The 14410-nt window shown below is 69.0% G+C and carries 12 protein-coding genes and 1 pseudogene; 2 read left to right on the top strand and 11 right to left on the bottom strand.

Annotated features, from left to right (window positions below; translation table 11 throughout):
- Positions 1–32: 32 nt before the first annotated feature.
- The 8 genes from fba to IGS68_RS23885 all read right to left on the bottom strand — a co-directional run bounded on the left by fba (position 33) and on the right by IGS68_RS23885 (position 8992).
- Entirely contained in the window at positions 33–1079 is a 1047-nt protein-coding gene (gene fba, locus IGS68_RS23920; RefSeq protein WP_201074721.1) for a class II fructose-bisphosphate aldolase, read from the bottom strand.
- A gap of 34 nt (positions 1080–1113) precedes the next feature.
- Positions 1114–3141 carry a transketolase gene (gene tkt, locus IGS68_RS23915; RefSeq protein ID WP_201074719.1) on the bottom strand — a complete coding sequence of 676 codons (2028 nt, stop codon included), beginning with the start codon at positions 3139–3141 and terminating at the stop codon, positions 1114–1116.
- A 38-nt stretch (positions 3142–3179) separates the two neighbouring features.
- A complete protein-coding gene (locus IGS68_RS23910) occupies positions 3180–4055 on the bottom strand; it encodes a phosphoribulokinase (protein WP_201074717.1) in 876 nt (291 codons plus the stop codon).
- Positions 4056–4059: 4 nt separating this feature from the next.
- On the bottom strand, positions 4060–5166 hold the full coding sequence (locus IGS68_RS23905) for a class 1 fructose-bisphosphatase (RefSeq protein WP_201074715.1): 1107 nt from the start codon (positions 5164–5166) through the stop codon (positions 4060–4062).
- A gap of 65 nt (positions 5167–5231) precedes the next feature.
- On the bottom strand, positions 5232–6119 hold the full coding sequence (gene cbbX, locus IGS68_RS23900; protein WP_201074713.1) for a CbbX protein: 888 nt from the start codon (positions 6117–6119) through the stop codon (positions 5232–5234).
- Positions 6116–6823: a ribulose-phosphate 3-epimerase gene (gene rpe / locus IGS68_RS23895; protein WP_201074711.1), complete on the bottom strand. Its 708-nt coding sequence runs from the start codon at positions 6821–6823 to the stop codon at positions 6116–6118. The genes cbbX and rpe overlap by 4 nt, the downstream gene beginning before the upstream one ends.
- 12 nt (positions 6824–6835) lie before the next feature.
- On the bottom strand, positions 6836–7252 hold the full coding sequence (locus IGS68_RS23890; RefSeq protein ID WP_201074709.1) for a ribulose bisphosphate carboxylase small subunit: 417 nt from the start codon (positions 7250–7252) through the stop codon (positions 6836–6838).
- Positions 7253–7525: 273 nt separating this feature from the next.
- Positions 7526–8992 carry a ribulose-bisphosphate carboxylase large subunit gene (locus IGS68_RS23885; RefSeq protein WP_201074706.1) on the bottom strand — a complete coding sequence of 489 codons (1467 nt, stop codon included), beginning with the start codon at positions 8990–8992 and terminating at the stop codon, positions 7526–7528.
- A gap of 146 nt (positions 8993–9138) precedes the next feature.
- Between IGS68_RS23885 and IGS68_RS23880 the strand changes: the two genes are divergently transcribed.
- Positions 9139–10077: a LysR family transcriptional regulator gene (locus IGS68_RS23880; protein ID WP_201074698.1), complete on the top strand. Its 939-nt coding sequence runs from the start codon at positions 9139–9141 to the stop codon at positions 10075–10077.
- Between the two features lie 169 nt (positions 10078–10246).
- Complete coding sequence (locus tag IGS68_RS23875; protein ID WP_201074696.1) at positions 10247–12028, top strand: sensor histidine kinase; 1782 nt, start codon at positions 10247–10249, stop codon at positions 12026–12028.
- Between the two features lie 179 nt (positions 12029–12207).
- Here the strand turns inward: IGS68_RS23875 and IGS68_RS35695 are convergent.
- The 3 genes and pseudogenes from IGS68_RS35695 to IGS68_RS23865 form a co-directional block, all read right to left on the bottom strand.
- Positions 12208–12945: pseudogene (locus IGS68_RS35695) on the bottom strand (amidoligase family protein); the annotation flags it as partial.
- A 95-nt stretch (positions 12946–13040) separates the two neighbouring features.
- Positions 13041–13367 carry a DUF1476 domain-containing protein gene (locus IGS68_RS23870; protein WP_201074694.1) on the bottom strand — a complete coding sequence of 109 codons (327 nt, stop codon included), beginning with the start codon at positions 13365–13367 and terminating at the stop codon, positions 13041–13043.
- 241 nt (positions 13368–13608) lie between these two features.
- Positions 13609–14355 carry a class I SAM-dependent methyltransferase gene (locus IGS68_RS23865; protein ID WP_201074692.1) on the bottom strand — a complete coding sequence of 249 codons (747 nt, stop codon included), beginning with the start codon at positions 14353–14355 and terminating at the stop codon, positions 13609–13611.
- Positions 14356–14410: the final 55 nt, after the last annotated feature.

Genomic DNA, 14410 nt, shown 5'->3' with positions numbered 1-14410 from the left:
CCTTCAAGTCAAAACCTTTCGCGCTTCCCCCCTCACGCCGCGACCATATAGCTCTCCGCCACCCGCTCCATCGTCATCGGCCGGATCCGGGACGCCTGGCCGGCGCTGCCGAACGCCTCGAACCGGGCGCGGCAGAGGTCGCTGGCGGCGGTCAATGCTGCGGCGAAGAATTTGCGGGGGTCGAACTCGTCCGGCTTCTGGGACAGCAGGCGGCGAACCGCGCCGGTCATGGCGAGGCGGATGTCGGTGTCGATGTTGACCTTGCGGACACCGTAGCGGATGCCCTTCCGGATCTCCTCGACCGGGACGCCATAGGTTTCCTTGATCTCGCCGCCATGCTCGCGGATGACGTCCAGCCATTCCTGCGGCACGGAGGAGGAACCGTGCATCACCAGGTGGGTGTTGGGCAGGCGGGCGTGGATCTCGCGGATGCGGTCGATCGCCAGGATGTCGCCGGTCGGGCGGCGGGAGAACTTGTAGGCGCCGTGGCTGGTGCCGATCGCGATCGCCAGCGCGTCCACCCCCGTGGCCTGGACGAAGTCCGCCGCCTGGTCGGGGTCGGTCAGCAACTGGTCGCGGCCCAGCGTGCCCTCGGCGCCCGAGCCGTCCTCCTCCCCGGCCTGGCCGGTCTCCAGCGATCCCAGGCAGCCCAGCTCGCCCTCGACCGAGACGCCGACGGGGTGGGCCATCTCCACCACCCGCCGGGTCACCCGGACATTGTACTCGAAGCTGGCCGGCGTCCTCATGTCCTCCCGTAGGGAGCCGTCCATCATGACGCTGGTGAAGCCGGAGCGGATCGAGCGCTGGCATACCGCCGGACTGGCGCCGTGGTCCTGGTGCAGCACGATCGGGATGTGCGGCCAGGTCTCGACCGCGGCCTCCACCATATGGCGCAGGAAGGCCTCGCCGGTATAGTTGCGGGCGCCCGCCGAGGCCTGGAGGATCACCGGGCTGTCGCAGGCGTCGGCCGCCAGCATGATCGCGCGGATCTGCTCCATGTTGTTGATGTTGAAGGCGGGCAGGCCGTAGCCGTGTTCGGCGGCGTGGTCCAGCAGCTGACGCATCGCGACGAGAGCCATGGTTTCCTCCGGGGGATCTTCGGTTTTCGTTCTATCAGAGCAGCGCGCGGGCGGTTTCGGCGACGCGGCCGGGCGTCAGGCCGAAGAAGGGGAACAGCACCTCCGCCGGGGCGGATTCGCCGAAACGGTCGATGCCGATCACGGCGCCGTCCAGCCCGACATATTTCCACCAGCCGTCGGTCCGGCCGGCCTCGACCGCCAAACGGGGGATGTCGGTTCCCAGCACGGCCTTGCGGTAGCCGGCGTCCTGACGGTCGAACACCGTGGTGGACGGCATCGACACCACCCGCGCCGCGATACCGTCGGCCGCCAGCAGGTCGCGCGCGGCCATGGCGAGGGGAACCTCGGAGCCGGTCGCGATCAGGACGAGTTCCGGCGTTCCGGCGTCGGGTTCGGCCAGGACATAGCCGCCCCGTGCCGCCGCCCGGCCCCGGTCGGCGCCGCCCGGCTGGGCGGGCAGGTTCTGGCGGGACAGCAGCAGGCTGGTCGGGCCGTCGCGGCGCTCCACGGCGGCGCGCCAGGCGACGGCGGTCTCCAGCGCGTCGCAGGGGCGCCAGACATCCATGTTCGGGATCAGGCGGAGGCTGGCGGCGTGCTCGATCGGCTGGTGGGTCGGGCCGTCCTCGCCCAAGCCGATGCTGTCGTGGGTGAAGACCTGGATCGTGCCCAGCCCCATCAGCGCCGACAGGCGGAGCGCGTTCCTGGAATAGTCGGAGAATACCAGGAAGGTGCCGCCGAACGGGATATGGCCGCCATGCAGGGCGATGCCGTTGACGATGGCGGTCATGCCGAACTCGCGCACGCCGTAATGGACGTAGTTGCCGCCGCCGACCCCCGAGACGGTCCGGCAGGCCGGCCAGTTCGTCAGGTTGGAGCCGGTCAGGTCGGCGGAGCCGCCGAGCAGTTCGGGCAGCAGGGGGGCAAGCGCTTCGATCGCGCGCTGGGACGATTTGCGGGTCGCCGCGGTCTGGGCCGCTTCCGCCGTGGCGGCGATGAAGGCGTCGGCGCGCTCGGCGAAATCCTCCGGCAGCCGGCCCGCGATGCGGCGGGTGAACTCGGCGGCGAGGTCGGGATGCTCCGCGGCGTAGGCGTCGAAGCGCCGCCGCCAGTCCTCCCGGAGTTTAGCGCCGCGCGCACGGGCGTCCCAGGCGTCGCGGATTTCGGCGGGAATCTCGAAGGCTGGATGGGGCCAGCCGAGGGCCTGTCGGGTGGCGTCGGCCTCGTCGGCGCCCAGGGGAGCGCCGTGGACGTCGTGGGTTCCCGCCTTCTTCGGGGCGCCCCAGCCGATCACCGTCTTGCAGCAGACCAGGACGGGCTTGCCGTCGGGAGCCAGGGCCCGGGCGAAGGCGTCGTCCAGGGCCGCGGGATCGTGGCCGTCCACGTCGCGGATCACGCGCCAGCCATAGGCTTCGAACCGGGCCGGGGTATCGTCGGTGAACCAGCCCTGGACATGCCCGTCGATCGAGATGCCGTTGTCGTCGTAGAAGACGACCAGCTTCTCCAGCCCCAGCGTGCCGGCCAGCGAGCAGGCCTCGTGGGAGATGCCCTCCATCAGGCAGCCGTCGCCGACGAAGACGAAGGTTCGGTGGTCGACGATCGCGTGGCCGGGGCGGTTGAATTCGTCTGCGAGCAGCCGTTCGGCCTGCGCCATGCCGACCGCGTTGCAGATGCCCTGGCCGAGCGGGCCGGTGGTCGTCTCCACGCCGGGCGTGATCCCCCATTCCGGATGGCCGGGGGTGCGGGAATGGAGCTGGCGGAAATTCTTCAGCTCATCGAGCGGGAGGTCGTAGCCGGTCAGGTGCAGCAGCCCGTAGAGCAGCATGGAGCCGTGGCCGTTGGACAGCACGAAGCGGTCCCGGTCGGGCCAGCGCGGATCGGCGGGATCGTGGCGGAGGTGGCGGTTCCACAGGGTCTCCGCGATGTCGGCCATGCCCATAGGCATGCCGGGGTGGCCGGACCTGGCCTTCTCTACCGCGTCTACCGCGAGCATGCGGAGCGCGTTCGCCAGGGTGCGTCGGTCCGTCGCCGGGGCCTGGGCCTCGGCGGTCAGCGTCTCAGTCATCGCGTTTCCTCCGCGGGCGTTTCTTGCGATTGCCCTTTTCAGTGGGCTTTCTTCTTGCGGTCCATGAGCTGCCAGATCAGCGGCGTGATGATCAGCTGCATGGCGAGCGCCATCTTGCCGCCGGGGCAGACGATGGTGTTGGGCCGGGACATGAAGCTGTCCTTCAGCATCGACAGCAGGTAGGGGAAGTCGATGCCCCGCGGGTTGCGGAACCGGATCACCAGCATGCTCTCGTCGGCGCTGGGAATGTCGCGGGCGATGAAGGGGTTGGACGTGTCCACCGTCGGCACCCGCTGGAAATTGATGTCGGTCAGCGAGAACTGCGGGCAGATATAGTTCACGTAGTCGGGCATCCGCCGCAGGATCGTGTCGACGATCGCCTCCTGGCTGTGGCCGCGCGAGATCTTGTCCCGGTGGAGCTTCTGGATCCATTCCAGGTTGATGATCGGCACCACGCCGATCAGCAGGTCGGCATGGCGGGCGGCGTCCACCGTCTCCGTCTTCACGGCACCGTGCAGCCCTTCGTAGAACAGAAGGTCGGTCGGCTCGGGCAGGGGCTCCCACGGGGTGAAGGTGCCGGGCTCCTGGCCGTAGGGTGCCGCCTCCTCCGCGCTGTGCAGGTACTTGCGGGTCGTCCCGGTGCCGGTCTCGCCATAGCCCTGGAACAGCGCCTCGACCTCCTCGAACAGGTTCGCCTCGGGGCCGAAATGGCTGAAGCTGGTCTGTTCCTGGCGCTGGGCCTCGGCCAGCCGCCGGCGCATCTCGGCGCGGTCGTAGCGGTGATAGGCATCGCCCTCGATGATCGCGGCGGTGATCTGCTCCCGGCGGAAGATCTGCTGGAAGGTATGGCGGACCGTGGTGGTGCCGGCGCCCGACGATCCGGTGATGGCGATGATGGGGTGCTTGACGGACATGGGATCACGTTCCTCCTGCTGCGCCGGCCGGCAGGCGGAACAGCGAGCGCGTGTTGAACAGGGGCGAGTCGAACACCCGGTCCTCGCCCCGGTCGTGGGCCTCGTGGTACCGGACGATGCGCTCGACCTCGGCCTTCGAGCCCAGGATCAGCGGCACCCGCTGGTGGAGCGCGGTCGGCACCATGTCCAGGATGCGCTCGCGGCCGGTGGAGGCGGCGCCCCCCGCCTGCTCCAGGATCATCGCCATGGGGTTGGCCTCGTAGAGGAGGCGCAGGCGTCCGGGCCTGGCGGCGTCGCGCGTGTCCCACGGATACATGAACAAGCCGCCGCGGATCAGGATGCGGTAGACCTCGGCGACCAGCGACGCGATCCAGCGCATGTTGAAGTCCTTGCCCCGGGGACCCGCCTTTCCCTGGACGCATTCCTCCACGTAGCGCCGGACCGGAGGCTCCCAGTAGCGCTCGTTCGACATGTTCACCGCGAACTCGCCGGTCTCCTCCGGCACACGCATGTCGGGATGGGTCAGGTTGAAGTTGCCGACCTCGCGGTCCAGGGTGAATCCGTGGACGCCGGCGCCCAGCGTGACCACGATCATGGTGGTCGGGCCGTAGAGCGCGAACCCCGCCGCCACCTGCTCGGTGCCCGGCCGCAGGAAGTCGGCCTCGGTCGGGTCGGCGTCGCCCGGCGGCGCCCGCAGGATCGAGAAGATGGTGCCGACCGTCACGTTGACGTCGATGTTCGAAGAGCCGTCGAGCGGGTCGAACACCAGCAGGTGGCGGCCCTTCCGGTGCGGCGGAGGAACGGCGTAGAACTCGGCCATCTCCTCCGACGCCATGCCGCAGACCTTGCCGCCCCAACTGCACGTATCCAGCATGATCTCGTTGGCGGTGACGTCGAGGGGCTTCTGTTCCTCGTCGTGGACGTTGATCCCAGGGGCGGTCCCGGGAGCGGTCCGGTGCCTGTGGAGCGGCCCGCGCGACACGGTGACCCCGATCAGCTTGCAGGCGGTCTGGACATCGTTCAGCAGCGCGGTCAGTTCGGCGTCGGGACCGCCGCGTCGGCGCTGGTCCTCAATGATGAACTTCGCGAACGTCATGCTGCGATGCGGCATGTGACTTCTCCCTGGGAAATCGTCGTCGTTCTTATTGTTTGCTTCTGTTTGTAAGCTTGGCGGGGCTATTGAGTAAAGACGCGGCTGGCGCGGATGTCGGCCTCCTCGATGGTCTGGAGCATGTCGGCGTCGAGCACGCCGCCCCGGGCGAACAGCCGGTTGGCCTGGCGCAGGCGTGCGCGGTCGAGCGCGTTGCGGATCGAGCGGGCGTTGGCGAAGCGGGGCTGCTCCATGCGGCGCTCGATATATTCCCGCAGGGCGGCGGCGGCCCCGCCGGACAGGCGGTAATGCATCGATCCCGTCATGGATTCCGCGATGTCGAACAGCTCGTCCGACCGGAAGTCGGGGAAGTCCACGTGGTGGGCGATGCGCGATCCCATGCCCGGGTTGCTGGAGAAGAAGGTGTCCAGCCGGTCCTTGTAGCCGGCCAGGATGACCACGAGGTCGTCGCGGTGGTCCTCCATCACCTGGAGCAGGATCTCGATCGCCTCCTGCCCGTAGTCGCGCTCGTTCTCGGGCCGGTAGAGATAATAGGCCTCGTCGATGAACAGCACGCCGCCCATGGCCTTCTTCAGGGCTTCCTTGGTCTTGGGCGCGGTGTGGCCGATATACTGGCCGACCAAGTCGTCGCGGGTCACCGAGACGACGTGGTCGCGGCGGATATAGCCCAGGCGGTGGAGGATGCCGGCCATGCGCCGGGCCACCGTCGTCTTGCCCGTGCCGGGATTGCCGGTGAAGCTCATGTGCAGCGACGGCGGGTCGGTCGCGAGGCCGAGCTGCCGGCGCGCCTGGTCGATCAGCAGCAGGGCCGCGATCTCGCGGATGCGGGCCTTGACCGGGACGAGGCCGACCAGTTCGCGGTCGAGTTGTTCCAAAATCTCGCCGATGTTCGATGCGGCGTAGAGCGCGTCGAGATCGACGGAGGTCCGGGTATCCGTTGCCAGCGCGGTCATGCCGCCCTCCTTGCCGGTTCCATGGCGTTCCGCAAGTCGGCCAGGATCTCCCGGTAGGAGCCGTCGGCACCGCGGGCGCCGAAGATCGCGGAGCCGGCGACGAAGGTGTCGCCCCCGGCCTCCGCGACGGCGCGGATGTTGCCGGCCTTGATGCCTCCGTCCACTTCCAGCCAGATATCCCGTCCGCTCTCCGCCGCGTGGCAGTCGATCCGGCGGCGGACCTGGGCGATCTTGGCCAGGGCCTCCGGGATGAAGCCCTGGCCGCCGAAGCCTGGGTTGACCGACATGACCAGGATCAGGTCGAGCCGGCCCATCACATGGTCCAGGTGCTGGAGCGGGGTGGCCGGATTCAGGGCCAGCCCCGCCTTGCAGCCATGATCCCGGATCAGCGCCAGGGTGCGATCCACATGCTCCGACGCTTCCGGGTGGAACGAGATGATGTCGGCACCCGCTTTGGCGAACATCGGCACCAGCGCGTCCACCGGCCTGACCATCAGATGGACGTCGATGGGTGCGCGCGTGCGGGGCCGGATCGCTTCGCAGACCAGCGGCCCGATGGTCAGGTTGGGGACGTAATGATTGTCCATCACGTCGAAATGGACGATGTCCGCCCCCGCCGCGATGACGTTCTCGACCTCTTCGCCCAGCCGGGCGAAGTCGGCCGACAGGATGCTGGGGGCGATCCGGAAGCCGCCGCTGCTCATGGTGCCGCTCCCTCAGTACCGTGCGCCTATGGGTTTCTCGGTCGCGTAGCTGCGGACGGTGTAGTTGACCTGGCGGCCGGGTCCCTCGGCTCGGACCAGCTCGAAGCCCTTCTCCTCGGCCGGGCGGTCGATGATGAAGGACATGCGGATGCTCTCGAAGCCCTTGCTCGCGTCGAAGGCCAGCACCTTGACGTACCTGCCCTTGTTCGCCTTGCGGCAGGCCTTGACCTCCATCATCACGCCGGCGGCGTCGGCGATGTCGAACATCGGGGTGCCCCACATGTCCCAATAGGTGTTGCGGGGATGGGGATCGTCGGTGGATTCGATCGCGACGGCCCAGCCCTGGCCGAGCGCGTAGGTGATCTGCTGCTTGATCTCGTCGTCCGTCAGGTCGGGAAGGAACGAGAACTGGCCCTGGGTCAGGCGCATGGGAATGGTCCTTCTTGAGGTCGCGGTGAAGGGGCAGGAGAGTCGGAGTTCCGTAGGTCGACCTACGGCCGACCGCTAAAGCTTTGCCCGATCAGGTTGAACCGCTCCGGTCCTCGCAGCCGGCCGTTCCTCCCCGCACTGCGTTGCGCCATGGGCGCAACCTACGGCCCAATGCAGGGCCGAGGTGATGCAGGCCGATGATCGTAGGTTGCGCCCATGGCGCAACGCATCGGATCAGCCGTCTCGGGCGGATCGACTTGATCGGGCACCGCTCTAGAAGGCGGGCGTCGGGGTCGGGACGTAGTCGACGCTGTCGGTCGAGGCGTAGTCGAACGTCACGTCCTTCCAGGTGTCCAGCGCCGCGCGCAGCGGCTGGCACCATTTGGCCGCCCTGGCCAGGATCTCCGGCCCTTCGTTCCAGATGTCGCGCCCCTCGTTGCGGGCCTTGACCATGGTCTCCAGCGCCACGCGGTTGGCGACGGCCCCGGCCTGGATGCCGCCGGGATGACCGATGGTCCCGCCGCCGAACTGGAGCACCACGTCGTCCCCCAGGTATGTGAGAAGCTGGTGCATCTGTCCGGCATGGATGCCGCCGGACGCCACCGGCATCATCTTCTTCAGGCTGGCCCAGGGCTGGTCGAACAGGATGCCGTGCTCCAGCCGCTGGGGCACATGGGTCTCGCGGCAGGTATCGTAGATGCCGCGGATCACGCTGGGGTCGCCTTCCAGCTTGCCGACGACGGTTCCGGCGTGGATATGGTCGACGCCGGCCATGCGCATCCACTTGGCGATCACCCGGAACGACACGCCGTGGGACTTCTGCCGGGTGTAGGTCGAATGCCCGGCGCGGTGCAGGTGCAGGATCATGTCGTTCCTGCGCGCCCACTTCGCCATGGACTGGATGGCGGTGTAGCCGATCACCAGGTCGATCATGATGATGACGCTGCCCAGCTCCCGCGCGAACTCAGCCCGCTCGTACATGTCCTCCATGGTGGCGGCGGTGACGTTCAGGTAGGTGCCCTTGATCTCGCCGGTCTCGGCGATCGCCTTGTTGACGCCTTCCATGCAGTAGAGATACCGGTCGCGCCAGTGCATGAAGGGCTGGGAATTGATGTTCTCGTCGTCCTTGGTGAAGTCCAGGCCGCCCTTCAGCGCCTCGTAGACGACCCGGCCGTAGTTGCGGCCGGACAGGCCCAGCTTCGGCTTCATGGTGGCGCCCAGCAGGGGGCGGCCATAGTTGTTCAGCCGCTCGCGCTCGGCGATGATGCCGGTCGCCGGTCCCTGGAAGGTCTTCAGGTAGGCGGTCGGGATGCGCATGTCCTCGAGGCGCAGGCCCTTGAGCGGCTTGAAGCCGAAGACGTTGCCGATGATCGAGGCGGTCAGGTTGGCGATCGAGCCTTCCTCGAACAGGTCCAGGTCGTAGGCGATGTAGGCCATGTACTGGTCGGGAGCGCCCGGGATGGGGTCGACCCGGTAGGCCTTGGCGCGGTAGTTCTCGCAGTCGGTCAGGCGGTCGGTCCAGACCACGGTCCAGGTCGCGGTGGAGGACTCGCCGGCGACGGCCGCGGCGGCCTCCACCGGATCGACGCCGTCCTGGGGCGTGATGCGGAAGGCGGCGAGGATGTCGGTGTCCTTGACCTCGTAGTCGGGGTCCCAGTAGCCCATCTGCTTGTACTTGAGGACACCCGGCTTGTAGCGGGCCTTCTTGTCGGTGATGACGCGATCCGCGACCACTTCCATTATTCGTTTCCTCCCGCGATCGGCCTGGAGGCTTCCAGGCGTGCCACGATTGACTTGGCCTTGACGGTATCAGCGGATCAGGTTAAGGAAAATTCAAATGTTCTGACCGTTTACCCTAGGGATCCCTTGAGTATGGTGAGGCGACGATGACCCTGCGGCATTCCACGATCCGTCAGCTCCAGGTCTTCGTGGAGGCGGCGCACACCCTGTCCTTCGCCCGCGTGGCCGAGCGGCTGGGGCTGACTCCGGCGGCGGTGTCGTTCCAGATCAAGCAGATCGAGGGGCTGTGCGGCTTCGCCCTGTTCGAGCGGGTCGGCCGCCGGGTGGTCCTGACGGAGGCCGGGGCGGCCCTGCTGGAATATGCCTCGGTTGTGCTGAAGGCGCTGACCGACGCCGACGAGCGGATGCAGGAACTGAAGGGGCTGAGCGGCGGCCACGCCCGGATCGGCCTGGTCAGCACCGCCAAATACATCATGCCGCGGATGCTGTCGCGCTTCCAGGCCGAGTACCCGCGGATCGCCATCCACCTGCACGAGGGCAACCGGCGCGACATCATCGCGGCCCTGCTGTCGGGGGAGGTGGATATCGCGGTCATGGGCAAGCCGCCCGACGACGCCGACGTGGCGGCCGACCCTTTCGCCCCGCATCCTTCGGTCCTGATCGCCCCGCCGGGGCACCGGCTGGCGGGCCAGAAGGATATTCCCCTGGACGGGCTGGCGGAGGAACGCTTCATCGTCCGCGAGGAAGGGTCCGGCACCCGCGCGCTGATGGAGAACTTCTTCCGCGGCGCCGGCTTCACGCCCCGCATCGCGCTGACGTCGAGCAGCAACGAGACGATCAAGCAGGCGGTCATGGCGGGGATGGGCGTGGCGCTGATCTCCCGCCACACCATCGTGCTGGAGCTGCGCATGGGCCTGCTGACCGTCCTGCCGGTGCAGGGCCTGCCGCTGATGCGGAGCTGGTTCGTGGCCTGGCGGCGCCACATGCCCCTGCTGCCGGTCCATACCCAGCTCCGCCGTTTCCTGCTGGCCGAGGGAAAGTCGCTGATCGCCGGGATCGAGAGCGCCTATCGGACCGGAGACTGAGGCGCCGGAAAGAGCTTGCGCGGCCAAGGAATTTTCCGAACTCAATCAATGGACACATAATACTATCTTAATAGGTAGCCTATCACTACAAAGCGGTTTAAAGTTGTGCTAGAATAGGCACCGGTTTCGAGTGTTCCTCACCTGGGGATCGCCGCCCCGGAGTTCGCTGATGTCGCTGCGCCTGAAGATCCTTTCGGTGATGGCCCTGATCGCCGCGCTGATGATCGCCGTGAGCTGGATCCTGCTGCAATCCCTCGTGGTTCCCGGATTCGAGGCGCTCGAGGCGGGAGAGGCCCGGCGCAACCTGCTTCGGGTCGAGCAGGCGCTGGCGGCGGAGAACGAGGCGTTCGGGCGGAACACGAACGATTGGGCGAAGTGGGACGAGACCGCGGCCTTCGTGACCGGCGGTCTGCCCGAATTTCCGGACCGCAACGTCACCGCGGCGGTCCTCCGGGACATGGGCGTCGACATCCTGCTGGTGGTGGCGGCCGACGGCTCCCTGGTCTACGGCACCTCGCTCGACGGCGACCGGCTGACCGAGGGTGCGCCGGCCGGGCTGACCCGCGAGATCCTCCCCCTGGCGTCTCCCGGCGATGCGTCCGGCGCGACCGAAGGGATCGTCCTGAGCGACCGCGGACCGGTCATGATGGCGGCCCGCGCGATTCATCCGACCGACCGCAGCGGCCCCGTCCTGGGCATGCTGGTGTTCGGGCGCTTGATCAATTCGGAGACGGTCGCGGCCGTCCGCCGGAGCGTCCAGCTCGACGTGGATTTCCTGTTCAGCGACCCGGTGACCGGTGCGGCCTTCCCGGAGCATGGCGGGCACGACCATCCGCCGGTGCTGGATCGCCGGGACGACGTGCTGGTCGCCACCGGAATGATCGACGACATGCACGGCCATCACGCGATGATGGCCCGGATGACCATGCCGCGCGACGCCGCCCGGGCGGCGGGGCGGACGGTCCATCTGGCCATGGCCCTGCTGGTGGTCGCCTGCGGCGCCGCGCTGGTGATCCTCTGGCTGATGCTCAACCGACTGATCATGGCGCCGGTGCTGGCGCTGACCGACCACATCCTGTCGATCCGCACCACGGGCGATCTCGCCCGGCCCGGCTTGGCGGACCGCGGGGACGAGATCGGATCGCTCGCGCGGGAGTTCGGCGCCCTGCTGCGCCAAGTGGAAAGCCTGATCCAGGAGAGCGAGACGGCGCGCCGGTCGGCGGAGCAGGCGAGCCGGACCAAGACCGAGTTTCTGGCCAGCATGAGCCACGAGCTGCGGACGCCGCTGAACGCGATCATCGGCTTCTCCGAGATCATCCGGGACGCGATGTTCGGCGCCAGCAGCCCCCGGTACCAGGACTATGCCGAGGACATCCACCGCAGCGGCCAGCACCTGCTGGCGCTGATCAACGATATCCTGGACTTCTCCAAGGCCGAGGCGGAGCGGATCGAGCTGCACGAGGAGGCGGTCGACCTGCCCCGGGTCGTCGCGACCTGCCGGCACCTGGTGGAACCCATGGCCCGCGACGGCAACATCGACGTCGTCGCCCAGTTCGCCGACAGGTCGGTGCGGCTGCTCTGGGCCGACGAACTCCGGCTGCGCCAGATCCTCCTGAACCTGCTGACCAATGCGATCAAGTTCACCGCTCCCGGCGGCGAGGTCCGGGTCCGGGTCGGCCGTCAGGCCGACGGCGGCGTGGAGATCCGGGTGGAGGACAATGGCATCGGCATGTCGCCGGAAGGCGTCGCCAAGGCGCTGGAACCCTTCGGCCAGATCGAGAGCGCCCTGAGCCGGCGCCACAGCGGCACGGGGCTGGGGCTGCCCCTGGCCGCCCATCTGGTCAAGGCCCATGGCGGCCGGCTGGTCATCGAGAGCTCGCTGGGCTGGGGCACGACCGTCAAGGTCGGGCTGCCGCCCGCGCGCCTGATGGACGAGCGCCTGTCCGCCTGATCCCGGTCGCTTCCGTCCCCGTCATCGTCCCGGTCCGCGACCGGGCGGCCCCGGAACAGCAGCCAGGCCCGGCTGAGCCGGTCGAGCCGGCGGGGGTCGCCGGCGAGCCGTTCGACCGCGACCCAGCGGTTCCATTCCGGCGCGATGCTCCAGCCCGGCACGCCGACATGGGCCTGCGGCACGCGGTAATGGAACACGGGACGGGCGGCGATCTTCTCCCGCGGCAGCCGGTGCCGGACGCGGGCGGGGTCGACGTGCAGCAGCAGCGGCAGCAGGTCCAGCCCGCGGTCGCGGGTCGGGTTGGCCGCGAGGTAGTCGTCCACGAAGCCCGCCAGATCCGGCGCGTAGTCCGGATGCAGGACCCGCAGGACATAGTCCTCGGGATAGGGCGGCGGCGTGGCTGTCCGCGTCCCCGGGAGGGTCCCGTGCGGTCCCGCCTGCGGCGAGCGCAGCCAGCGGTCGAGCAGCATGAAGGCGCGCAGATGGGCCAGCAGGCAACCGACCTCAAGCCCGGGCACGTCGACGTTGAAATGCAGGCCCAGCGAACCGAACTGGGGCGACCCGAATCCCGGCGAGCCGAACCGGATCGCGCCGTTTCCGGTCGCGCCGGCCTCCCGCAGCACCGCGACGGCCTCGTCCACCTCGGGCAGCCGGTCCGGCGGCAGCGGTGCCGTGATCAGCTCGCGCGGGACGATGCCGCCGGCGAGCCTGCCCAGCCAGGCGGCGCCGGCAGGGCTCGGCCGGAGCCGCAGGCTGCCGGCGTGGCGCTGGGGATGGGTGTGGCGGAGATCCAGCTCGACGGCGAGGTCGCCGATCTCCGTCCCGCGGATCGTGAAGGCGTGGGGATCCTCCTCCAGCGGCAGGCCGCCCAGCCGGATGGCCAGGATCCGCGCCGCCTCGGCGACGCCGATGCCCATGAACTCGATCTCGACCCCCACCTGCCGCACCGTGCCGCCCGCGGTGAGGGCGGTCGGCAGGGCTTCGAAGCGGGACCCGACGGCGAAGTCGGGTATCAGTCCGTCGCGGCGCACTGGCGGCTCGCCTCCGCATGGCAGGCGACCAGCCGGCTGGTCAGCTCGTCTTCCGGCACCGGGCAACCGGCCTGCTCCAGGTCCGCGCGCACCTTGCGCAGCATGTCCTGGTGCCCCGGCTCGTCGCGGTCGGCCTTGACGACGGACCGCGCGTAGGTCTCCAGCTCGGTGCCGGTGAGGGACAGCCTGCGGCCGGCCCAGAGGCCGAGCAGCAGGTTGCGCCGGGCGGTCACGTAACCCTCGGTCGCGTCGAACGGACAGGGAGCCTCGAGCTCCGGGACTGTATGCTTGTGGTGGGAGGCGGGCATCGGTTGTCTCCTCGCGAGAAAGGGCTGACGGTGACCCACAGCCTGCGGTTTCTGAGAAGGAACCATGTCTTGAACCCTCCAGATGCACGGCGTGCAGGTGGAGAGGTCCGACATCGCGGCGCTCGCTGGAGCTGCCGCCAGAGGGGCCCGGACCCCCGATAAGGATTACGTGGGGGTGGCGGGGCGGTACTTCAATCCTCAGACGGGGCGCCGTCGCCGGGACATCGATGCGACGGCGATATCACCGGCTTGCCACGGGGAGGCTGCGTATCCGGGGACGCGGTTCGATCCCCGTGCAGGTCAGCACCAGCGAGAGCGGCCGGCCGGTCCGCGGGTCGGGCGGCTCCCGCAGGTCGGTCACGCGCCAGCCGCCGTCCCGCAGATCCCCGATCCAGGACCCGAGCGTCCGGAAGTACCAGGGCATCGGGCTCCAGGCATCGCCGCCGGGGCCGCCGAACCCGGCGAAGCTCTCCTCCCGCCAGCCGTCGGCGTAGGGACCGTCGCCGCAGGCGGTCCAGGGATGCACCGTCTGGATGACCAGCGCTCCCGCCGGCGCGCAGACCGCCAGGGCGCGGAGCAGGCCCGCGAGATCCTCGTCCAGCAGCGCGAAGTTGGCGGCGACGGCGTCGAACGGACCGCCGAGGAGATCCGGGGCGGCGGCGATCGCGGCATAGTCGGCGTGACGATAGCAGCCGCCCGGATCGGCCTCGCGGGCCAGCCGGACCAGCTCGGCGCTGCCGTCGGTGGCGGTGACCCGGCAGCCCGCCTCGGCGCGCAGCCGGCGGGCGAGCCAGCCTTCGCCGCAGCCGAGGTCCAGCACGTGGTCCAGCTTGTGGCCGGGACGCAGGCGGGCAACGGCCTCGACGATGGCCGAGTCGGTTCCCGCCCGGCGGCTGGCGATCGCGCCCGACCGCACCGCGGCGGTCCACCGCCCGGCGTTGGCGTGCCAGGAGTCCAGGATCTTCCGGTCCGTCGGTGACGCCGCCATGGTGCTCTCCCAGGTTCGGCGGTAATCCTGCGGACACTATAGTCATATACCTTTG

The organism is Skermanella sp. TT6 (assembly GCF_016653635.2).
GTDB classification, from domain to species: domain Bacteria; phylum Pseudomonadota; class Alphaproteobacteria; order Azospirillales; family Azospirillaceae; genus Skermanella; species Skermanella cutis.
This window is presented reverse-complemented; position numbering and strand designations above follow the sequence as displayed.

Bases quoted from the DNA above. Each gene is read 5' to 3' on its own strand.
- IGS68_RS23875 (WP_201074696.1), top strand. From the start codon at position 10,247: ATGTCGCTGCGCCTGAAGATCCTTTCGGTGATGGCCCTGATCGCCGCG.
- IGS68_RS23890 (WP_201074709.1), bottom strand. From the start codon at position 7,252: ATGCGCCTGACCCAGGGCCAGTTCTCGTTCCTTCCCGACCTGACGGAC.
- IGS68_RS23910 (WP_201074717.1), bottom strand. From the start codon at position 4,055: ATGTCCGTCAAGCACCCCATCATCGCCATCACCGGATCGTCGGGCGCC.
- IGS68_RS23880 (WP_201074698.1), top strand. From the start codon at position 9,139: ATGACCCTGCGGCATTCCACGATCCGTCAGCTCCAGGTCTTCGTGGAG.
- IGS68_RS23865 (WP_201074692.1), bottom strand. From the start codon at position 14,355: ATGGCGGCGTCACCGACGGACCGGAAGATCCTGGACTCCTGGCACGCC.
- fba (WP_201074721.1), bottom strand. From the start codon at position 1,079: ATGGCTCTCGTCGCGATGCGTCAGCTGCTGGACCACGCCGCCGAACAC.
- tkt (WP_201074719.1), bottom strand. From the start codon at position 3,141: ATGACTGAGACGCTGACCGCCGAGGCCCAGGCCCCGGCGACGGACCGA.
- rpe (WP_201074711.1), bottom strand. From the start codon at position 6,823: ATGAGCAGCGGCGGCTTCCGGATCGCCCCCAGCATCCTGTCGGCCGAC.
- IGS68_RS23905 (WP_201074715.1), bottom strand. From the start codon at position 5,166: ATGCCGCATCGCAGCATGACGTTCGCGAAGTTCATCATTGAGGACCAG.
- IGS68_RS23885 (WP_201074706.1), bottom strand. From the start codon at position 8,992: ATGGAAGTGGTCGCGGATCGCGTCATCACCGACAAGAAGGCCCGCTAC.
- cbbX (WP_201074713.1), bottom strand. From the start codon at position 6,119: ATGACCGCGCTGGCAACGGATACCCGGACCTCCGTCGATCTCGACGCG.
- IGS68_RS23870 (WP_201074694.1), bottom strand. From the start codon at position 13,367: ATGCCCGCCTCCCACCACAAGCATACAGTCCCGGAGCTCGAGGCTCCC.